Raw genomic sequence first — 20,776 nt, 5'->3', positions numbered from 1 at the left:
GGAGCGTCACAGCACCTCGCTGCCGTACATCTCCCCCAGCGGGTCGGCGATGAGTTCGATACGGGCGCCGTCGGGGTCACGGAAGTAGACGGAGACCTCGCTGTGCACGACATGGTCGACGCCGGCGCGGGAGAGCTTGTCGACGAGGTGGCTCCAGCGGTCGGGCTCGACCGAGATGGCCACGTGGTGCAGCCCGCCCAGCACCTCGGCGTAGGGGCCGACGGCGAGGCCGGGGAAGTCGAAGAAGGCGAGCAGGTTGCCGTTGCCGATGTCGAAGAAGAAGTGCGAGGAGCCGGGGTAGTCCCGGTTCTCGATCAGCTCGGTCAGCGGGAACTCCAGCAGGTCCTGGTAGAAACGGACGGTCCGCTCGACGTCGCTGCTGATCAGGGCGGTGTGGTGCAGGCCGCGGGCGGACGACGCGGGACGCGAGCCGCTCGGCCGCAGGTACCGCTCCCGGATCCGCTGCCGCTCCGCCTCGGCGGCCGAGCGGTCCGGCTGCGCGTTCCCCTGTGTGCTGGTCATGGCTCTCCTCGGTTGCGTCAGGTGGCCTGCTCCTCCCCACCAGGATCGTCTCGCACACCAGACCCCCCTGCTCCCCCGACCACCCGCACGCCTCCCACGCGGGACTCTGACCAGGCGCGTCACCCGTCCCCTTCCTTCAGACGGAAACCGGGCCGCCGCCCGCGAGGCGCGTTCGCGCAGGATGACCGAGAGGTGGTTCTCGGCGTAGTCACCGGCGGCCAGGGAGGTCGTCGCGCGCACCGCACCGGCCATGAAGCGGAAGGTGTCGACGGTCATGTCAGTGCTCCTTGAGTATGGTCGTGCGGAACAGCCGGGTGGGCGTGTGGCGAAGTCAGGCAGGGGCCGGCCGGAAGCCGGGCAGGGGGAGGGCCGGCCAGTCGACGCTCCGGCCCACGCCCTGTGCTTCGGCCTGCTGGTAGACGCTCCAGGCCGCTGCGGCGTCCTGGACGCCGAGGCCGGCGCTGATGTACGTCACGATGTCGTCGTCGCTGGCGCGACCGGTCGCGCCGCCGGTCAGGACATGGCCGAGTTCGAGGACTTCCAGCTCCCCCTCGGTATCGGCCCGCGCCTGGGCGGCGACGATCGGACCGCAGTTCTGTCGTGCCGTCGGTTCGTGGTCGACGACGACGTGGCGGCCGGCGCGGAGGGTGTCGGGTCCGATCTCGCAGCGGTGCCGTTCGAGCACCATGCTGCGATGCGTCAACCATCGCGAGCGCCCGTCCCGAGGCACCGTCGTCGTGGACGGCGAGGTGATCGGTTACCGCATCAAGGGTGACAAGCTGCACGAACTGCCTCCGGCGGCCATCGCGAAGCAGCGCACCAGGACCGGCATGGTCTTCCAGGCCTACAACCTCTTCCCGCACATGACGGTGCTGGAGAACCTCATCGAAGCACCGCGCCGAGTCAAGGGCGTGAACAAGGCCGAGGCCGTGGCGGACGCGATGCAGGCGCTGGAGGAGGTGGGCATGGCCCACGAGGCCGACGTCTACCCCAGCACCCTGTCCGGCGGCCGGCAGCAGCGCGTGGCGATCGCGCGTGCCCTGGTCATGAAGCCCAGCGTCACGCTTTTCGACGAGCCGACCTCAGCCCTGGACCCCGAACTCGTCGGTGAGGTCCTGCACGTCATGAAGCGCCTGGCGACCAGCGGCATGACGATGATGGTCGTCACCCATGAGATCGGCTTCGCCCGCTCAGTCGCCGACGAAGTGGTCTTCATGTCCGAGGGCCGGCTCGTGGAGAAGGGTCCGCCGTCCCAGGTCATCGACGCACCCGTCCACGAGTCCACGCGCACCTTCATCGACAGCATCCTGTGACAGCCCGCCTGTGGCGGATCAGGATCGACAGCCCTCGGCCCCGTCGGGCACGTCCCCGACTCGCCGGCCAGGCGAGTTGTGGGCCTCACGGCCTCCCCGCACCGTCTCAGAGGGCGTCGCGAACGGCCCGTTCGAAGCCCTCGACGTGACCGCGGGCGAGCCGTGCCGCCCTCTCTGGTTCGCCGGCGACGATCGCCTCGATCAACGGCCCGTGCTCCTCGATGTGTCCGGCCATGTCGGACAGGCGGTCCGCGAACAGGCACCAGATGCGGGTGGCCAGGTTGTCGTAGCGGACGAGGGTGTCCTCCAGGTACGGGTTGTGCGTGGTGGCGTAGATGGCGCGATGGACCTGAAGGTCGAGGTGCATGAGCTCGGCGGCGTTGTACCGACGGGGATCGGCGCTCTCCAGGTCCTGCCGTAGGGCCGTCAGAGCCGCTCGGTCCGTGGCCGTGGCGCGCCGCGCGGCCTGGGCGGCGGCCAGGGGTTCCAGTTCCTGGCGTACCTCGGAGATGTGGGCGAGGTCGGTGATGTTGACGTCGGTGGCGAAGGTGCCGCGCCGGGGGTAGGTCGCGATGAGGCGTTCGTACTGAAGCCGCTTGAGCGCTTCGCGCACCGGCGTCCGACCGACGCCGAGGGACTGCGCCAGCTGCTCCTCGTTGATCGGCGCGCCGGGGCGGATCTCGAGCATGACGAGACGGTCACGGATGACGCGGTAGGCGCGTTCGGCGAGGGACAGCTCCTCGCCCCCCGGCTCCCCGCCCCTGGGCTCTGTCGCCACCTGCTGCATGAAGTGCCCCCTTGACCTGTCCGGCGAGCTCCCATACCTTACCGCAGAGGCTGATATATCAGTTGCTCTCTAGTTGACTCTCAGGATGGTGCACAGATGGCAACGACCCCGTCGACCACCACGGTCACCACCCCCCTTCACCTCCCGCTCAGCGAGCTCGACCCGGACGTCGCCACCGCGGTGGCCGCCGAGTTGCACCGTCAGCAGTCCACCCTCGAGATGATCGCCTCGGAGAACTTCGCCCCGGCCGCCGTCATGGAGGCTCAGGGATCGGTCCTGACCAACAAGTACGCCGAGGGCTACCCGGGCCGCCGCTACTACGGCGGCTGCGAACACGTCGACGTCGTCGAGCAGTTGGCCATCGCCCGGGTGAAGGAACTGTTCGGCGCGGAGGCCGCGAACGTGCAGCCGCACTCGGGCGCCCAGGCCAACGCGGCCGCGATGTTCGCGCTGCTGGAGCCCGGCGACACGATCCTCGGCCTCGACCTGGCGCACGGTGGCCATCTGACCCACGGCATGCGCATCAACTACTCCGGCAAGCTGTACCACGTCGTGCCGTACCACGTGCGCGAGTCCGACATGCGCATCGACATGGAGGAGGTCGAGCAGCTCGCCCTCGCCCACCGCCCCAAGATGATCGTCGCCGGCTGGTCGGCCTACCCCCGACAGCTGGACTTCGCCGCGTTCCGACGGATCGCCGACGCCGTGGGCGCGTACCTGATGGTGGACATGGCGCACTTCGCCGGTCTTGTGGCCGCGGGCCTCCACCCGAGCCCGGTGCCGTACGCCGACGTCGTCACGACCACCACGCACAAGACCCTCGGCGGCCCGCGCGGCGGGGTCATCCTCAGCCGCGCCGACCTGGCCAAGAAGATCAACTCCGCGGTGTTCCCGGGCCAGCAGGGCGGCCCGCTGGAGCATGTCATCGCGGCGAAGGCCGTGGCCTTCAAGGTGGCGGCGAGCGAGGAGTTCAAGGAGCGCCAGCGGCGCACCCTGGACGGCGCCCGCATCCTCGCCGGGCGGCTGCTGGCCGACGACGTGGCCGAGGCCGGGATCACGGTCCTGACCGGAGGCACCGAGGTCCACCTGGTCCTCGTCGACCTGCGGAACTCCGTGCTCGACGGGAAGCAGGCCGAGGACCGGCTGCACCGCATCGGCATCACCGTCAACCGCAACGCGGTGCCGTTCGACCCCCGCCCGCCGATGGTCTCCTCGGGGCTGCGGATCGGCACCCCGGCCCTGGCCACCCGTGGCTTCGGCGAGGCGGAGTTCCGGGAGGTCGCCGACCTCATCGCCCAGGCCCTGAAGGACGAGCAGCTCGGCGACGAGCACGCGGGCCTGCTGCGCGCCCGGGTCGAGAAGCTCGCCGGCGCGTTCCCCCTCTACCCCCACCTGAACGGAGACGCGGCATGACCACCAAGCCGCTGCCGGAGCACCCGGACTGGCTCTGGCGCAACCCCGAGCCGCGCTCCTCGTACGACGTCGTCATCGTCGGCGCGGGCGGCCACGGTCTGGCCACCGCCTACTACCTCGCCAAGAACCACGGCATCACCAACGTCGCCGTCCTGGAGAAGGGCTGGCTGGCCGGCGGCAACATGGCCCGCAACACCACGATCATCCGCTCGAACTACCTCTGGGACGAGAGCGCGGCGATCTACGAGCACGCGCTCAAACTGTGGGAGCGGCTCCCGGAGGAGTTGGACTACGACTTCCTGTTCAGCCAGCGCGGCGTCCTCAATCTCGCGCACACCCTGCAGGACGTCCGCGAGGGCGTGCGCCGCGTGAACGCCAACCGTCTCAACGGCGTCGACGCCGAGTGGCTCGAGCCGGACGAGGTCGCCAAGGTCTGCCCCATCCTCAACGTCTCGCCCCGCACCCGGTACCCGGTCCTCGGCGGCACCTTCCAGCCCCGGGCCGGCATCGCCAAGCACGACCACGTCGCCTGGGCGCTGGCGCGGCGGGCCGACGAGATGGGCGTGGACCTGATCCAGGGGTGCGAGGTCACCGGCTTCCTCAAGGACGGCGACCGCGTGGTGGGCGTCGAGACCAACCGGGGCCGCATCCTCGCCGGCCGGGTCGGCCTCGCGGCCGCCGGGCACAGCAGCGTGCTGGCCGAGCGGGCGGGCGTACGGCTGCCGGTGCAGTCCCATCCGCTGCAGGCGCTGGTCTCCGAGCTGCACGAGCCGGTGCACCCGACGGTCGTCATGTCGAACCACGTGCACGTCTACGTCTCCCAGGCGCACAAGGGCGAGTTGGTGATGGGGGCGGGCGTCGACTCGTACAACGGCTACGGGCAGCGCGGCTCCTTCCATGTGATCGAGCGTCAGATGGCCGCCGCCGTCGAGCTGTTCCCCATCTTCGCCCGCGCGCACGTGCTGCGGACCTGGGGCGGCATCGTCGACGTCACCCCGGACGCCTCCCCCATCATCGGCACCACCCCCGTCGAGAACCTCTACGTCAACTGCGGCTGGGGCACCGGCGGGTTCAAGGCCACCCCGGCCGCCGGCTGGACGTTCGCGCACACCATCGCCACGGGCGAGCCGCATCCGCTCAACGCCCCCTTCGCCCTCGAACGCTTCACGACGGGCGCACTGATCGACGAGCACGGCGCAGCAGCCGTGGCCCACTGAAAGCCTGTTGAGAGAAGGACCCCGTGCTGCTGATCACCTGCCCATGGTGCGGTCCCCGTGACGAGACCGAGTACCACTACGGAGGACAGGCCCACGTCCCCTACCCCGGGAACCCGGCGGACCTCACCGACGAGCAGTGGGCCGAGTACGTCTTCTACCGCGACAACCCCAAGGGCCCCTTCGCCGAGCGGTGGATGCACAGCATCGGCTGCCGCCGCTGGTTCAACGTCCTGCGCGACACCGCCACCCACGAGGTACTGACCTCCTACCGGCTCGACGAGCCACGCCCCGAACTGCCCCAGGCCGGAGGGAACCGATGACCGACCAGCACTTCCGGCTCCGCCGAGGCGGCCGCATCGACCGCGGCACCGTGCTGCGGTTCACCGTCGACGGGCGGGAGTTGACCGGGCACCCCGGTGACACCGTCGCCTCGGCGATGCTGGCGAACGGGCTCGTCGAGGTCGCCCCGTCGCTCTACCGCGGCCGCCCGCGGGGCATCGTCGCCGCGGGTGTCGAGGAGCCCAACGCCCTGGTGCAGATCGACGGCCCGTACTCGGAGGGCATGCTGCCCGCGACGACGGCAGAGCTGTACGACGGCCTGTCCGCGAAAACGCTGTCCGGGATGGGCCGGCTCGACCCGAGCTCCGACCCCGCCGTCTACGACAAGAAGTACGCCCACACCGACGTCCTGGTCGTCGGCGCCGGACCGGCCGGGCTCGCGGCCGCCGCCGCTGCCGCCGGCTCCGGCGCCCGCGTGATCCTCGTCGACGACCAGCCCGAGCCCGGCGGTTCGCTGCTCTCCGGGCGCACCGAGAGGGCCGGCGCGCAGAGCGCCCTGGAGTGGGTCGCCGACGTTCGCGCGGCACTCGACGCCGCCCCCGAGGTCGTGGTCCTCCAGCGCACCACAGCCTTCGGCTCGTACGACGACAACTATGTGCTGGCCCTTCAGCGGCGCACCGACCACCTCGGAGCCGACGCCCCCGACCCGTCCGCGGGCGTCTCGCGCCAGCGGCTGTGGCACATAAGGGCCCGCCAGGTGGTCCTGGCGACCGGCGCCCACGAGCGTCCGCTGGTCTTCGCCGGCAACGACCGCCCCGGGGTGATGCTCGCCGCGGCCGTGCGCACGTACCTCAACCGGTATGCCGTTGCCCCGGGTTCGCGGGCCGTGGTCAGCACGACCAACGACAGCGCCTACGACACGGTCGCCGATCTCCACGTCGCCGGGATCGAGATCGCCGCCGTCGTGGACGCGCGCTCCGAGCTGTCCCACCGGGCCGCCGAGGTGGCCGTGGCGACCGGGGTGCCGGTGCTGACGGGAAGTGCGGTGGTCGACACCACGGGCAGCGGCCGGCTCGACGGCGTCACCGTCCAGGCCCTCGACGAGCACGGTCGACTCACCGGTGAACCGGCGTCGTTCGACTGCGACCTGCTCGCCGTCTCGGGCGGCTGGAGCCCGGTGGTGCACCTGCACAGCCAGCGCCAGGGCCGGCTGCGCTGGGACGAGGACCTGGTCGCCTTCGTCCCCGACGGCACCGTACGGGACCAGCAGGTCGTCGGGGCGGCCCGCGGGACGTACGACCTCGACGGCTGTCTGGCCGAGGGGGCGCGGGCAGGCGCGTGGGCCGCGACGGACGCCGGGTTCCCGGTTCCCGTACCGTCGCCCGGCGACCCGCGGTCCGCAGCCGGCCCGACGCGTGCGCTGTGGCTGGTGCCCGCCCCCGACGGCGAACCCGGCGGCTGGGACACCCACTTCGTCGACCTGCAGCGCGACGTCACCGTCGCCGACGTCCGGCGCTCCACCGGCGCCGGCATGCGAGGCGTCGAACACGTCAAGCGCTACACCTCCCTCGGCACGGCCAACGACCAGGGAAAGACGTCCGGCGTCAACGCGATCGGTGTGATCGCCGAGGCCCTCGGCTCTGGTGCGTCCCCCGGAGACATCGGCACCACCGCCTACCGGGCGCCCTACACCCCGGTGGCCTTCGCCGCTCTGGCCGGCCGCGAGCGCGGCGAGCTGTTCGACCCGGAGCGCACGACCGCGATCCACCCCTGGCACGTGGCCCACGGCGCGGAGTTCGAGGACGTCGGGCAGTGGAAGCGCCCCTGGTACTACCCCCAGCCGGGGGAGGACATGGACACGGCCGTGGCCCGCGAGTGCCGCGCGGCCCGTGAGGGAGTGGCGTTCATGGACGCTTCGACCCTCGGCAAGATCGAGATCTGGGGCGCGGACGCGGGTGAGTTCCTCAACCGCATCTACACCAACGCCTTCAAGAAGCTCAAGCCGGGCATGGCCCGCTACGGCGTCATGTGCAAGCCCGACGGCATGATCTTCGACGACGGCGTCACGCTCCGCCTCGACGACAACCGCTACTTCATGACCACCACGACCGGCGGCGCCGCCGGCGTCCTGGACTGGCTGGAGGAGTGGCTGCAGACCGAGTGGCCCGAACTCGACGTCCACTGCACCTCGGTGACCGAGCAGTGGTCGACGATCGCCGTCGTCGGCCCGCAGTCGCGCCAGGTCGTCGCCCGACTCGCGCCCGACGTCGACCTGTCGGCCGAGGCGTTCCCGTTCATGGCCTTCCGCGAGACCACCCTGGCCTCCGGCGTCCCGGCCCGCATCTGCCGGATCTCCTTCTCCGGCGAACTCGCCTACGAGATCAACGTCTCCGCGTGGTACGGCCTGGCCGTCTGGGAGCAGGTCCACGCGGCCGGGCAACCGTACGGCATCACCCCGTACGGCACCGAGACCATGCACGTCCTGCGGGCCGAGAAGGGCTACATCATCGTCGGCCAGGACACCGACGGCACCGTCACCCCGCAGGACGCGGGCATGTCCTGGGTGGTCTCGAAGCAGAAGGACTTCGTCGGAAAGCGGTCCTACGCCCGCGCCGACACCTCCCGCACCGACCGCAAGCAACTCGTCGGCCTGCTGCCGGCCGACCGCACGACCCGGCTGCCCGAGGGCACCCAGCTCGTCGCGCCCGACGTGCCCCTCACCCCCGAGGCCGGGCCGGTGCCGATGCTCGGCCACGTCACCTCCAGCTACCACAGCCCGGCCCTCGGCCGCCCCTTCGCCCTCGCCCTCGTCGCCGACGGGCGGGCAAGGATCGGCGAGACCCTGCTCGCCCCGGTGGGCGAGGACCTGGTGCCCGTCGAGGTGGCCGACTTCGTCCTCTACGACCCCGAAGGGACCAAGCGAGATGGCTGAGCTGACCGAAGTCGGCCCGGTGCACCTGCGCCGCACCCCGCTGGCACATCTCAAGGAGCAGATGCGCGCCGCCACCGTCACCGGCCCCCGCGGCGTCACGCTGACCGAGTGGCCGTTCATCACCATGGTGAACCTGCGCGTCGACCCCGCGTCCGAAGCCGCCGACCGCATCGAGAAGGCCCTGGGGGCGCCGCTCCCGCGACAGTGCGGCCACACCAGCACATCCGGCCCCCACACCCTTGTCTGGCTCGGCCCCGACGAGTGGCTCGTGCTGTCCCAGGCCGAAGAGACCGCTGTGGCCGTCGAGTTGCGTGAGGCGCTCGCAGGGGCCCCGGGCTCGGCCGTGGACGTCTCGGCCAACCGCACCACGCTGGAACTGGGCGGCCCGGCCGCCCGGCAGGTGCTGGAGAAGGGCTGCCCGCTGGACCTCCATCCCCGGGCCTTCGGCCCCGGCCGGGCGGTGTCGACCACCGTGGGACCTGTTGCCGCAGTGCTCTGGCAGGTCGACGACACACCGACGTACCGGCTCCTCCCGCGGTCCTCGTTCGCCGACTACCTGGCCCGCTGGCTCATCGACGCCATGAGCGAGTACCGCGGCCCGGAGGTCCCCTGATGGCGTTGAGCGCCTTCGACCTGTACTCGGTCGGCATCGGCCCCTCCTCCTCCCACACGGTGGGGCCGATGCGGGCGGCCCGACGCTTCGTCAGGCTCCTCAACGACGGGGGCCTCCTGCCCTCCGTCAGCCGAGTACGCGCCGAACTGTTCGGATCGCTCGGCGCGACCGGCCACGGCCACGGCTCGGACAAGGCGGTCGTGCTCGGCCTCGAAGACGAGGATCCCGCCACCGTGGACACCGACCAGGCCGACAGCCGGGTCGCGCGGGTACGTGACAACAACACCCTGCTCCTGGCCGGCAAGCACCGCATCGGCTTCGACGCAGATGCCGACCTGGTGCTGCACCGGCGCAAGTCCCTGCCCACGCACCCCAACGGCATGGTGTTCCACGCCTTCGCCGACGACGGCCGGATGCTCGACAGGCGGACCTACTACTCCGTGGGGGGAGGCTTCGTCGTCGACGAGGACGCCACCGGCGCCGACCGCGTCGTCGCCGACACCACACGGGTGCGCTTCCCCTTCGGCTCGGCAGCCGAACTGCTCGCGCACTGCGACCGGGAAGACCTGGCAGTGAGCGACATCATGCTCGCCAACGAGCAGGCCTGGCGGCCCGAGGCCGAGGTGCGGGCGGGACTGCTGCACCTGTGGTCCGTCATGCAGGCGTGTGTGGAGCGCGGCTGCCGCCGCGAGGGAGTGCTGCCGGGAGGACTGAAAGTACCGCGCCGCGCACCGGCGCTGTTCCAGGTCCTCAACTCGGACACTGAGGGCCGTGATCCGCTGCACATCATGGACTGGGTGAACCTGTTCGCCCTGGCCGTCAACGAGGAGAACGCCTCCGGCGGCCGCATCGTGACCGCGCCGACCAACGGGGCGGCCGGCATCCTGCCCGCCGTACTGCACTACTACGCGCGGTTCGTACCCGGAGCCGACGACGACGGCATCGTCCGCTTCCTGCTGACCGCCGCCGCCATCGGCATCCTCTTCAAGGAGAACGCCTCCATCTCCGGCGCCGAGGTCGGCTGTCAGGGCGAGGTCGGCTCGGCCTGCTCCATGGCGGCCGGGGCGCTGTGCGAGGTCCTCGGCGGAACGCCGGCGCAGGTCGAGAACGCCGCCGAGGTCGGCATCGAGCACAACCTGGGGCTCACCTGCGATCCGGTCGGCGGCCTGGTGCAGATCCCCTGCATCGAGCGCAACGCCGTGGCCTCCGTCAAGGCGATCAACGCGGCACGGCTCGCCCTGGCCGGTGACGGCACGCACAAAGTCACGCTGGACAAGGCCATCAAGACCATGCGCGACACCGGCCGGGACATGAAGGTCAAGTACAAGGAAACCGCCCGCGGCGGCCTCGCCGTCAACGTCATCGAATGCTGACACCATGACTGATTCCCTCGAGCACGCCACACGGCCACGCCTTCACCTCGGCCGGCGCAAAGTGTTCCGCATGTCGGGACGGCGTCTTGCATTGACCAGGAGCTCCGGATCGTCCATAGTGCTGCGAACACTCTTCGAGACCTGCAACCTCCCATCTGGAAGGCCCCAGGAGCCGAAGTTGAAGTGCGGTATTGGGGAGGACGGGTTGAACACTGATGCCACCTTGGGCCTTCCCGGAGCCTTCATGCTGGCTGTTTACCTGGACGGACAAGGTCGGGTTCCCGGCTATCGCACGGGCCTTGACTTCGGTCTGAGCGCCGCGATGCTGACAGAACTCGCTTTGGACGGCTCCATCCATACCGTTGACGGATACATCGTCGCCGTCCACGGTGCAGAGCCGCGTGACCCCGTGCTCCGCGAGGTTCTCGTACGGATCCGGTCGTCTCGCAGACGACGCAGGGCATCCGAGTGGGTCAGGGCCCTGAGCGTCAGCGCGCACAGGCGTCTGTCGGCTGATTTGATCGCCGAGGGTATCCTTGTTCGCACGCCGAGGCGGTTGCCGTTGCCGACCGGGTCGGCTCGTCGCTACAACGTGCTCCGTGGGGAACTGCGGGATGCCGCGGTCCGGTCCCTGGGCGATGCGACCGAATCCTCTCATCGCTCCGTAGCGCTGACTGCGCTGGCGAGTGCGTGCGGGGCCACGTCGGGCGGTCGAGGGTGGAGTGAGTCCGAGGCAACGCTGCGATCCCTGAACCCGACCTGCGCCCAGATCCTGACTGCAGTCGCCGACTGCGTGCGGCCGCTGGCGTTCCCTTCTTGGAACTAGCAGCGCCGCCCTGGATACGTGACAGATGGGATTTCCCACCACGTCGCCCCAACCCCCAGGCAGGTGGCTCACCGCGGGTGCTGGGCCCGGGCACCGGGGAGTACCCCGCGCCGACCTGCTGCTCCTCGCGGGTTCCGTCAGTTCCCAGCGGCCGTATGCGGGATACGACAGTTCCTTGACCGCCGCCCGCGTCGGGGTGGTCGCCCAGAGGCGACAGGCGCCTCCTGTCTGCGTACCTCTCTCACCCTCGACGATGCCGGCCGGAAGATCTCGCGATCACGGCAGTTCCTGCACCTGGCAGCGGTTGGGGCGGGCACCGCGATCCTGCGAGCGCTCGTTCGTCTCCTGCTTGCTTCACTCGACAGACTGAGCGCTTCAACGGCCGAATCCCGTCATGTGAAGCGCTCAGCCGCACAAGGGGTGCTCGTGATGACGAGACGAACGCCCCCGACCCTCGTGACGGTAACGACCGACGATCTACTGAAGCAGCGTCCGGAACTGGCGCCATGGCGCTCAGTAGCCGGCGGTACCTCACAGAGCATCGCGAGATCGAGGACGCGGAGCCCGGGAAGGGTGATGCCTGGTCTGCGGGTGTTCATGAGAGGTGCTTCCTCTGTTTCTCCTGCTCGGCCAGTTCATCGATTTCGATGCGGTACGGCATGGCGGTCGAGGCTCCGGATCGCTGGACGGAGAGCGCGGCTGCGGACGACGCCCATGCGAGCGCCTCCGGCATCGGCCGCCCTTCTCCCAGCGCCACGGAAAGGGCGCCCACGAACGTGTCACCCGCCCCGGTCGAGTCCACGGCCGTCACGCGCTGGGCGGGCACCATGATCTTCCCGGCGTCCCGGGAGGCGTAGAGACTGCCCGCCGATCCCAGCGTGATCACCACCTCCGGCACCTGCTCCAGCAGGGCTTCGGCCGCCTCATACGGCTCGGTGATGCCGGTGAGCGCGGCGGCCTCGTGCTCGTTCGGTACGAGGAGATCGGTGGCGGCCAGCAGTCCGGCGGGCAGGGCCTGGGCGGGTGAGGGCGTCAGGACGACACGTACGCCGTGCCGGCGCGCGACGTCAGCGGCGGACACGACGCCCTCAAGGGGGCTTTCCAGTTGGAGCAACAGCAAGTCAGCACGAGCGATGACGGCCTCGTCGTCATCGGTCAGGGTCGTGACAGTGCCGTTGGCGCCGGGGATGACGACGATCGCGTTGCCGCCCTCGTCGTCGACAACGATGTGCGCAGTGCCGGACGGGCCTTCGATGGTGCGCAGAGCCCCGGTGTCCACACCCGACTGCTCGAGCGCGGCCCGCAGCCGACTGCCGAAGGCGTCGACGCCCACGGCGCCGATCATCGACACCGTGCCGCCGGCGCGGGCAGCCGCCACGGCCTGATTGGCCCCTTTCCCGCCGGGGATCGTGCGGAACTCGTGTCCCGTGACGGTCTCTCCGCGCCCCGGGGCCTTCGAGACGTACGCGACGAGATCCATGTTTGTGCTGCCGAGCACGGCGATTCTGGTCATTGCATGCCTCCTGATGATCCTCGGTGCTTCGTGGGCTGCTGCCCGGTGCGTGAGCACTGCGTGAGGCGAGCGCGGGTGTTGAAGCCAATGCCTGGAAGCCGGCAACGGAGGTGGCTGAACATCCCCGTCACGCGGGCTTGGCTGGTGCTGGTGAGGCGCCATGGTGCGGTTCTCTCGCCGACGCACAGCCGACGTTCACGTCGTCCACACGGGCCGGATCGAGTATCTGGACGCGATCCAGCAGGGAATTCACCACGTGGTCGATGAGATCGTCGGATGGGGCCGCCGCTCTCGCCGACCTGGGGTAAGGATGGTTTCGCTACGCACCACGGAGGGTCATCAGCGGGCGCCTTCGCCGATGAGCACCTTCGCCGCCGTCCTGACGGTGATCTCCTCGGCTGTGACGCCGGGGGCGGTCTCGACGAGGACCAGGCCGTCGTCGGTGACGTCGAGGACGCCGAGATCGGTGATGATCCGGTCCACGCAGCCTTGCCCGGTGAGCGGCAGGTCGCATTCCGCCACGATCTTCGGAGTGCCGTCCTTGGCGGTGTGGGTCATGGTGACGATCACCCGGCGGGCACCGTGCACGAGGTCCATGGCTCCTCCGATACCGGTCACCATCTTGCCCGGGATCGCCCAGTTGGCGAGGTCGCCCCGCTCGGAGACCTGCATGGCGCCGAGCACGGCCGCGTCTATGTGGCCTCCGCGGATCATGCCGAACGACAGGGCCGAGTCGAAGAACGCCGCGCCGGGCAGGACGGTGACGGTCTCCTTGCCCGCGTTGATCAGGTCCGGGTCGACCTCGTCTTCATAGGGGAAGCGGCCGGTGCCGAGGATGCCGTTCTCCGACTCCAGCACGACGTGGACGTCTTCGGGCAAGTGGTTGGGGATCAGCGTCGGCAGTCCGATGCCGAGGTTGACGTACTCGCCGTCGCGCAGTTCGCGGGCCGCGCGGGCGGCCATCTCGTGCCGTGTCCAGGCCATCAGGCCCACACCTCCCTGGGCGTCACCGTGAGGTTCTCGATCTTCTTGTCGGCGGTCTGCTCGGGGCTGAGGGCCACCACGCGCTGGACGAAGATGCCCGGCAGGTGGACCTGGTGGGGGTCGATCCCACCTGGTTCGACCAGTTCCTCCACCTCGGCGATCGTGACACGGCCCGCCATGGCGGCGAGGGGGTTGAAGTTGCGGGAGGACTTGTTGAACACGAGGTTGCCGTGCCGGTCGCCCTTCGCCGCGCGCACCAGGGCGAAGTCGGTGGTGATCCCGCGTTCCAGGACGTGTTCGACGCCGTCGAACTCGCGTACCTCCTTGGCCGGTGAGGCGACAGCGACGCCGCCCCGGCCGTCGTAGCGCCAGGGCAGTCCGCCGTCGGCGATCTGGGTGCCGACCCCGGCCGGGGTGTAGAAGGCCGGTATGCCGCAGCCCCCGGCCCGCAGCCGCTCGGCGAGGGTGCCCTGAGGAATCAGCTCCAGCTCGATCTCGCCGCCCAGGTACTGGCGGGCGAACTCCTTGTTGCCGCCGATGTAGCTGCCGGTGACCCGGGATATCCGGCCTGCGGAGAGCAGCACAGCGAGGCCGGCGTCCAACGCCCCGCAGTTGTTCGAGACCACGTCGAGTCCCGTGACGCCGACGTCGTAAAGGGCCTGGATCAGGACCCCCGGAACTCCGCTGAGCCCGAAGCCGCCGACCGCGAGGGACGCCCCGTCAGGGATGTCCGCCACCGCCTCCGCCGCGGAGGCCACTACCTTGTCCATCTGCCCGTCCACTTCCCTTCGGGGCGCTCTGGCCCTTCGCTGAGGCTGTTCGCTGATGAGAACTCAGGTTCACGGCTGTTCGGTCCAACCCCGTGGCATCGGGCCGCCTGGAGCGCCTGATCCGGCCCGCCGCGCCCGGCGTCGCCTCTCAGGGGACTCGGCCCGGAGGGTCGTCGGGGCGTGCCGCGCCGATCGAGAACGTCCCGTGGTTGTGTGTCGTCTCCGTGTGCCCGGTCCCGGCCGCCTTCCCGGGGCGGCGGTCACCAGGCTGCCGGACCGGTCCGTCCGGAACTGCCTGGGCTACTCCGGCAGTTCGGTCAGCAGCCGGCGGTATATGCGCGCGTAGGCCGTCAGCCGCGCCAACGACAGTTCATCGCGACGTGGATCGTCGGCGGCCGGCTTTGCCTGCGGGCCGAGGCGCACGGTGTCGACGCCGTGGGAGCGCAGTACGACGCCGTCGGTGGATCCCGTCCAGCCGGTGATCGGCGGCGGCTGCGCGCCGAACTCATCGCGCCAGGCCGCCCGGGCGGCCGTCACCACCGGGGCGTCGGCCGGTGTGGCCGCGGCTGACGCGACCGGCTCGGCTTCCACATGGATCGCGCATTCCCGCAGCACCGACTCCGCGCACCGCATCCGCAGCCGGTCCGCCAGCTCGGCCGCCAGCGCTGCCGGCTCCACCTGGTCACCGGCGACGACGTACAGATCGATCCGCAGCTGGGCCGGCAGCAGGTCCGGCTTGTCCGGCCATCCCCCGCTGACCGCGCCGATGCCGCACGCCCGGCCGGTCTGTCCCACCCGCGGGTCGGCGGCCAGGTAGTCCGTGCGCCATCGGGCCAGCTCGTCCAGGACGACGCCGGCCTGGACGATGACTCCCCCCGGCGGCGTGGCGGACTCCGCCATCATCGCCGCCCCGGAACGGCCGGTCACCCGGACGGTCAGGTACAGCGCGCCCGGCTCGTGCCACAGCAGCGTGGGCGGGCCGCACTTGGCCACGATCGCGGACCGCGGCAGCTTGTACGCGTCGGCGTAGGCCTCCAGGCCGGTGATCTGGCTGGAGCGGCGGTGCGTCCCGGAGCCGGCGAGCAGCAGCCGCCCGGCACCGGCCTCGGCGAAGGCGACCAGCGCGGCGGCCGCCGGCCCGCGGGCGACCCCGAGGCCGAAGCCGGACACCACGTCGCCGTCCACGGTGAGCGGACCGACCGGCGCGGCGTTGCCGGTGACGAGCCGGTTCGCCGCACCGCCGTCGTCCAGCGATGTGTCGAGGTGGGAGTACAGCAGGGGCCCGGCCCCGTGAGCGGCGATCAGACTGCCGCCCGCGGGGCCGTGCTCCAGTACCTGCCATTCGACGTGCGGCCACCGGTCGGCGCACCAGCCACGCAACCGGTGGGCCGCCGTCCGCTCCTCCCCGCGTGGAGCGGGGGCCTCCTCGAGCAGGCGCAGCACGTCAAGCAGGTGCTGCCTCAAAAACGTCCCCAGTCGTCGGAGGCCGGACGCCACACGTCGATGTTGCGCGGGTCGGCCACCATCCTGCGGGGCCGGTGCGTCTCGTGCTCCTCCGGCGTGAACACCCGGTGCGCGTCGCACAGTTCGAACCGCGGGCCGAAGCGCGTGTCGTGCATGTAGAACGCGATCGACGTCGACGCCGAGTGGTTGACGATGTCGGAGGCGATCGGCGCGCCCTTGTACAGCGCGCGGGCGCGCATCCGCATGACGTGGTCGAGGCTCTTCATCGCGAAGCACAGGTGCGCGACGAAGTGCTCCTTGTTGTTCTGGATCGCGATGCTGTGGTGGTAGCGGTCCTCGCCGCGGAAGAACGTGGTCGAGCCGACGACATAGTCCGAGGGCAGGAACTTCAGGACGTTCTGGTAGAAGTCCACCGTCTCCTCGTACTTCGCGGTGGCGACGAACGGGTGCACCAGCTTGAGCGGCCGGATCTCGATGTGCGGCGCCTCGGCGTACTCGTGGAACTCGGTGAAAAGCTCGACGATCATGCCGTTGGGGTCCTTCACCGCGAAGCCGTTGTCGCACAGCCCCTGCTGGCGCTCCTGCAGCTCCAGGATCTCCAGGCCGGCGTCGGCCACGCTCTTGCGCAGCTGCTCGAGGACCTCCTCGCTCTCCACGCTGTAGCCGACCGCGGTCGTCCACCCGTCGGTGCGCTCGGGCGCGTTGATCAGCTCGATCGCGTGGTGCTCGATGCCGGCGCGCAGGTAGGCGTACTCGTCCGTCCGCTGCTCCAGTTGCAGACCGACGTGGTATTCGAGGAAGTCGATCGTGGCCTGCACGTCCGGAACTTCGATCCGGGCGTACTCCATGCCGTACGGGCCGTGCGGGCGCGTGCTCACTGGCGCTTTCCTTCCTGCGGTGAGCGACGGACGCTCGGCGTACTCGAACGAGGTGATGGCCTGCTGGGCGATGACCGGCCGCCAGCGGGTGCGCACGAAGCTCTCGTGGGACTCGCTGCCGAGATAGGCGAGCAGGTCGTCCTGGCTGTCGAAGTCGACGGCCATCGTGTGGGTGAAGGTCTGGTCGCGGGTGCTGATGTTCTCGCCGAGGGTGAAGCCGCGCATGGCCGGGTACCGGTCCGGGAAGGCACGCAGCTCGGACAGCACGGACTCCCGCGTGGTCTGGTCGACCTCGTCGGCGAAGCGGAACGAAAGGGTGTGTCGGATCATCGGGTCACCATCCGTCGCCGGCTAGAGGATGAAGCTGAGCCGGGCGCCCGCGGCGAGCGACTCGTGGCCGAGGATGGAGCGCCGCAACCGGAAACGGAGTCCGTCCTCGGAAGGGACCAGCAGGTGGTCGTACCACCCGACATAGGCGTCGAAGCGTCCGTCGCGGGCGCGGTGCACCACGAAGGACGCCGCCACCTGGAAGCAGTCCTCCGAGTGCTCGGACAGCCGCACGTTCGACACCAGCCGGTGCGTGCGTGAGTGCGGGTTCTCGGCGTGCGCCTTGCGCGACTTCAGCCGCTTGACCCGTGCGCGGAGCAGGTCCCAGTCGTCGTCGACGAACGATCCGGTCTCGTGCAGCGACCAGCCGGGACGGTAGTCGGTGGTCGGGATCTCGTAGCGGGCGCCTTCCTCGAAGAGGCCCAGCCAGCTGTCGTAGTCCCAGTGATCGAGGATGTCCGCCTCGGCGTAGAGGAAGTCCTCCACGTCCTGCCGGGTGACGGTGCGTCCGGCGCACCGCACGGATCGGCTGCTGGTGATCGTGGTCATCGCACGTCCCTCCCCACCAGGAAGGACGCCGGGCGCTCGCCGTTGATCTCGAGGCCGTCATCGAGCCCGATGGCTTCGATCCAATGCCGCCAGAAGCCCCGCATCGCCCCTTCGTCGATCGACCTGCCCTGCGCACCCTTGACCTCGTCGGCCATGCCGCGCGACATGTCGCTGTAGTCCAGCTCGGGCGCGGCGCTGTTCGCCGTGGCCTGGATGCCGCGCTGCACCGCCTCGTACGCCTCGATGTCGTCCGGCGTGGCGAGCCCGCCCGGGCCGACGAAGCTGACGACGGTCTTCATGCGCAGGGCGCGCGTGTCCGGGTCCTCGTTGCGCGGGACCAGCTGCCAGGCACGCACGTCGGTCTGGTCGGGTGCGACCGGCTCCAGCTGCCGGATCGACAGGCCCTCGATGTCGAACAGCAGCAGGTTCGGGAACACGAAGAGAATGTGGCTCTCGTCGGCCACGTAGTGTGCCCGCGTCTCCCCCAGCCGCCGCGTCATCTCGGCTCGGTGCTGCTCGGTGCGGACCCGCTCGTCCTCGCCGAAGCGCGGTTCCCAGACCATGCTGATCCGCCCGCCGTGCCCGGTCAGGACCAGCAATCCGTGGCCGTTGCCGAGGTTGTAGGCGTACTGGTTGTCGTCGGTGACGGCGAAGCCGCTCTCGCGCAGGTAGCCCACGAACGTGTTGTGCGTCGGCGCGAAGTGGTAGCCGTCCATGGCGTTCTCGACGGCGAGTTTCCAGTTGCCGCGCACGCTGTAGAGCTGCGTGCCGGCCAGCGTGGTCATGCCGCCCTCGTGCTGCTGCTCGATCATCGTCATGTAGTCGGCGGCGTCGCCGAGGTGCTCGAGCAGCGGCGGAACGTCAGGGTCGAAGGAGACGAAGACGAATCCCTCGTGGATCTCCAGGCGCGGCACGCTGCGCAGCCCCATCGACGCCGCGAAGTCGTCGCCCGACTCGTACGCGCCGACATCGGGGATCGCGGCGAGCTCACCGTTGTTGCGGAACGTCCAGGCGTGGTAGAAGCACTGGAACAGCCTGGTGGAGCCCTCGTTCTCGCGGCACAGCACCGTGCCGCGGTGCGGACAGGAGTTCAGGAACGCGTGTACCTCGCCGGCACTGTCCCGGCAGAAGATCAACGGTCGACCGCCGAGGGTGCGCACCTTGAAGTCGTTGGGGTTGGGGATCTCTGTCTCATGCCCGAGGTAGAGCCAGGTGTGCATCCACACCCAGCCGCGTTCCCGGGTGAAGATCTCCGCGCTTCGGTAGGCCTCGCGGTTGACCCGGAAGGTGAGCTGGTCCCAGTCCTCGACGATCATCGGCGCTGGGACGGTCCGGGGGTTGCTACCCATGGGGAGTTTGCCTCTCACAAGTCCCGACACGAGTGACGTGCTTTGCGAGACGCCATCTCGTATGTCGCGCTAGCGTCACCCAGCACACACGACGGTGTCAAGCATTCCCCTCATGGTTGACACCCCGCCACCGGCACCGTCATCATCCAGTTCCACATTGAGATACACCGTCTCGCATTCTGTGCGACCGTGTGAAGGGCAAACAAGCTCGTGCCGTACGTCATCACTCAGGCCTGCGTCGACGTCATGGACAAGTCATGCATGGAGGAGTGCCCGGCCGACTGCATCTACGAGGGCGACCGGATGCTCTACATCCAGCCCGACGAATGCGTCGAGTGCGGGCGCTGCGAACCGGTCTGCCCGCAGATCTCGATTTTCCACCATGAGGACCTGCCGGAGGAGAGCAAGCACTTCGAGCGCATCAACGCCGAGTTCTTCACTCTCGGTACCGAACCGCTCGGGTCGCCCGGCGGGGCTCGCAAGGTCGGCCGGGTCGGCAACGACCACCCGGAGGTGGGCGCGTGACCGGCCTCGCGACCGCCACGGGCACCGGCTCCGAGCTGTCCGTCGACCTGCTCATCGTCGGCGCCGGCCCGACGGGGCTGTACGGCGCTTACTACGCCGGCTTCCGCGGCATGAGCGTGGCAGTCGCCGACGCCCTGCCCGCGGTGGGTGGCCAGATCGCCGCGCTGTACCCGGAGAAGCTCATCTACGACGTGGCCGGCTTCCCCGCCGTCCGGGGCCAGGACCTGGTGGACCGCCTGACCGAGCAGGCCTGGCGGTGGAACCCCACCTACCTGCTCGGGCACGGGGTCACCCGGCTGGACGACACGGGCGAGGGCATCGTCGCCACCACCGACGCCGGCGCGCGGGTCACCGCGGGCGCGGTACTCATCTGCGGCGGGATCGGCAACTTCATCCCCCGCGAGCTTCCGGTGGGATCCGAATACCTGGACCGGGGCCTGCGATATTTCGTACCGCGGCTGAACGAGCTCGCCGGACAGGACGTCGTGGTGGTCGGCGGTGGGGACTCCGCGCTGGACTGGGCGCTGTCGCTGGAGCCGATCGCCTCGTCGGTGACGCTGGTGCACCGGCGAAAGCAGTTCCGGGCCCACGAACGCAGCGTCGAGCAGGTGCACGCCTCCGCCGTGCGGATCCTGACCCCCTATGAGGTCGAGAAGGTCTCCGGCGAGGGAGCGATATCGGAGGTCGTGGTCGCGAACTCCGACGGCGACCGGGTCAGCCTGCCCGCCCAGAGTGTCGTGGCCGCGCTCGGCTTCATCGCAGATCTCGGCCCGATCGAGCAGTGGGGACTGGAGCTGCGTCGCCGGCGCATCCTCGTCGACCGCACGATGCGCACCAACCGGGAGCGCGTCTTCGCGGCAGGAGACATCTCCGACTACGACGGCAAGGTCAGCCTCATCTCCATCGGCTTCGGTGAGGCAGCCCTGGCCGTCAACCACATCGCCGCCCTGCTCGACCCGGCACGCTCGATCACGCCGGGGCACTCCTCCGATGCGTGAGGCTTCTCCACCGAGGGGCGCTCTGAACGGGCGCCCCTCGGCCGTGCCGCGGGTGCGCAAGGCTCCCGCGCCCGGCCGGGGCCCGGCGGGGCGCGGACACGCTTCCCGTCCCGCTCCCTCAGACCACCGTCGACGACGGCGGAC

At 70.0% G+C, this 20,776-nt stretch carries 19 protein-coding genes and 1 pseudogene; 10 read left to right on the top strand and 10 right to left on the bottom strand.

What is annotated here, in order from left to right:
* Nucleotides 1-6: 6 nt before the first annotated feature.
* Nucleotides 7-522 (bottom strand): VOC family protein, encoded by a 516-nt coding sequence (locus IE263_RS05625; protein ID WP_189932806.1) that lies wholly within the window; start codon nucleotides 520-522, stop codon nucleotides 7-9.
* Between the two features lie 331 nt (nucleotides 523-853).
* On the bottom strand, nucleotides 854-1,210 hold the full coding sequence (locus IE263_RS48280) for a hypothetical protein (protein ID WP_229910802.1): 357 nt from the start codon (nucleotides 1,208-1,210) through the stop codon (nucleotides 854-856).
* Between IE263_RS48280 and IE263_RS05615 the strand changes: the two are divergent.
* Nucleotides 1,203-1,835 (top strand): annotated as a pseudogene (locus IE263_RS05615) (amino acid ABC transporter ATP-binding protein); the annotation flags it as partial. The gene IE263_RS48280 and the pseudogene IE263_RS05615 sit on opposite strands and share 8 nt — an antisense overlap.
* Nucleotides 1,836-1,941: 106 nt before the next feature.
* Here IE263_RS05615 and IE263_RS05610 read toward each other — a convergent pair.
* Nucleotides 1,942-2,622 carry a GntR family transcriptional regulator gene (locus IE263_RS05610; protein WP_189932802.1) on the bottom strand — a complete coding sequence of 227 codons (681 nt, stop codon included), beginning with the start codon at nucleotides 2,620-2,622 and terminating at the stop codon, nucleotides 1,942-1,944.
* 96 nt (nucleotides 2,623-2,718) lie between these two features.
* Here IE263_RS05610 and glyA point away from each other — a divergent pair, with 96 nt between their 5' ends.
* Genes glyA through IE263_RS49925 form a run of 7 tightly spaced genes read left to right on the top strand, consistent with a single transcriptional unit; the run spans nucleotide 2,719 to nucleotide 11,275 of the window.
* Nucleotides 2,719-4,035 carry a serine hydroxymethyltransferase gene (glyA, locus tag IE263_RS05605; RefSeq protein WP_189932800.1) on the top strand — a complete coding sequence of 439 codons (1,317 nt, stop codon included), beginning with the start codon at nucleotides 2,719-2,721 and terminating at the stop codon, nucleotides 4,033-4,035.
* Entirely contained in the window at nucleotides 4,032-5,252 is a 1,221-nt protein-coding gene (locus IE263_RS05600) for a sarcosine oxidase subunit beta family protein (RefSeq protein WP_189932798.1), read from the top strand. Before glyA ends, IE263_RS05600 begins: the two co-directional genes overlap by 4 nt.
* Before the next feature lie 23 nt (nucleotides 5,253-5,275).
* Entirely contained in the window at nucleotides 5,276-5,572 is a 297-nt protein-coding gene (locus IE263_RS05595; RefSeq protein ID WP_189932796.1) for a sarcosine oxidase subunit delta, read from the top strand.
* On the top strand, nucleotides 5,569-8,463 hold the full coding sequence (locus IE263_RS05590; protein ID WP_189932794.1) for a sarcosine oxidase subunit alpha family protein: 2,895 nt from the start codon (nucleotides 5,569-5,571) through the stop codon (nucleotides 8,461-8,463). The genes IE263_RS05595 and IE263_RS05590 overlap by 4 nt, the downstream gene beginning before the upstream one ends.
* Nucleotides 8,456-9,076 carry a sarcosine oxidase subunit gamma gene (locus IE263_RS05585; protein ID WP_189932792.1) on the top strand — a complete coding sequence of 207 codons (621 nt, stop codon included), beginning with the start codon at nucleotides 8,456-8,458 and terminating at the stop codon, nucleotides 9,074-9,076. The genes IE263_RS05590 and IE263_RS05585 overlap by 8 nt, the downstream gene beginning before the upstream one ends.
* Nucleotides 9,076-10,449: an L-serine ammonia-lyase gene (locus IE263_RS05580; RefSeq protein ID WP_189932790.1), complete on the top strand. Its 1,374-nt coding sequence runs from the start codon at nucleotides 9,076-9,078 to the stop codon at nucleotides 10,447-10,449. Before IE263_RS05585 ends, IE263_RS05580 begins: the two co-directional genes overlap by 1 nt.
* A 4-nt stretch (nucleotides 10,450-10,453) precedes the next feature.
* Nucleotides 10,454-11,275 (top strand): GOLPH3/VPS74 family protein, encoded by an 822-nt coding sequence (locus IE263_RS49925; RefSeq protein WP_373311868.1) that lies wholly within the window; start codon nucleotides 10,454-10,456, stop codon nucleotides 11,273-11,275.
* A 595-nt stretch (nucleotides 11,276-11,870) separates the two neighbouring features.
* Here IE263_RS49925 and rbsK read toward each other — a convergent pair.
* From rbsK to IE263_RS05540, 7 genes are all read right to left on the bottom strand, one after another.
* Nucleotides 11,871-12,788, bottom strand: a complete 918-nt coding sequence (gene rbsK / locus IE263_RS05570; RefSeq protein ID WP_189932786.1) for a ribokinase — start codon at nucleotides 12,786-12,788, stop codon at nucleotides 11,871-11,873.
* Between the two features lie 339 nt (nucleotides 12,789-13,127).
* Nucleotides 13,128-13,772 (bottom strand): CoA transferase subunit B, encoded by a 645-nt coding sequence (locus IE263_RS05565; RefSeq protein ID WP_189932783.1) that lies wholly within the window; start codon nucleotides 13,770-13,772, stop codon nucleotides 13,128-13,130.
* A complete protein-coding gene (locus tag IE263_RS05560; RefSeq protein ID WP_189932780.1) occupies nucleotides 13,772-14,542 on the bottom strand; it encodes a CoA transferase subunit A in 771 nt (256 codons plus the stop codon). Before IE263_RS05560 ends, IE263_RS05565 begins: the two co-directional genes overlap by 1 nt.
* 300 nt (nucleotides 14,543-14,842) lie before the next feature.
* Nucleotides 14,843-15,985 (bottom strand): zinc-binding metallopeptidase family protein, encoded by a 1,143-nt coding sequence (locus IE263_RS05555; protein WP_189932778.1) that lies wholly within the window; start codon nucleotides 15,983-15,985, stop codon nucleotides 14,843-14,845.
* Nucleotides 15,986-16,002: 17 nt separating this feature from the next.
* Nucleotides 16,003-17,214 (bottom strand): Dabb family protein, encoded by a 1,212-nt coding sequence (locus IE263_RS05550; protein WP_189932775.1) that lies wholly within the window; start codon nucleotides 17,212-17,214, stop codon nucleotides 16,003-16,005.
* 21 nt (nucleotides 17,215-17,235) lie between these two features.
* Nucleotides 17,236-17,760: an aromatic-ring-hydroxylating dioxygenase subunit beta gene (locus IE263_RS05545; RefSeq protein WP_189932773.1), complete on the bottom strand. Its 525-nt coding sequence runs from the start codon at nucleotides 17,758-17,760 to the stop codon at nucleotides 17,236-17,238.
* Nucleotides 17,757-19,109 carry an aromatic ring-hydroxylating oxygenase subunit alpha gene (locus IE263_RS05540; protein WP_189932771.1) on the bottom strand — a complete coding sequence of 451 codons (1,353 nt, stop codon included), beginning with the start codon at nucleotides 19,107-19,109 and terminating at the stop codon, nucleotides 17,757-17,759. Before IE263_RS05540 ends, IE263_RS05545 begins: the two co-directional genes overlap by 4 nt.
* A 210-nt stretch (nucleotides 19,110-19,319) precedes the next feature.
* Between IE263_RS05540 and fdxA the strand changes: the two genes are divergently transcribed.
* Together fdxA and IE263_RS05530 are read left to right on the top strand one after the other, a co-directional pair.
* Nucleotides 19,320-19,634 (top strand): ferredoxin, encoded by a 315-nt coding sequence (gene fdxA / locus IE263_RS05535; protein ID WP_189932769.1) that lies wholly within the window; start codon nucleotides 19,320-19,322, stop codon nucleotides 19,632-19,634.
* Entirely contained in the window at nucleotides 19,631-20,632 is a 1,002-nt protein-coding gene (locus IE263_RS05530; RefSeq protein WP_189932766.1) for an NAD(P)/FAD-dependent oxidoreductase, read from the top strand. Before fdxA ends, IE263_RS05530 begins: the two co-directional genes overlap by 4 nt.
* Nucleotides 20,633-20,776: the final 144 nt, after the last annotated feature.

This window comes from Streptomyces aurantiogriseus (genome assembly GCF_014649375.1).
GTDB classification, from domain to species: domain Bacteria; phylum Actinomycetota; class Actinomycetes; order Streptomycetales; family Streptomycetaceae; genus Streptomyces; species Streptomyces aurantiogriseus.
Note: the sequence above shows the minus strand (reverse complement) of the source record. Positions and strands in the feature narration are given on the sequence as shown.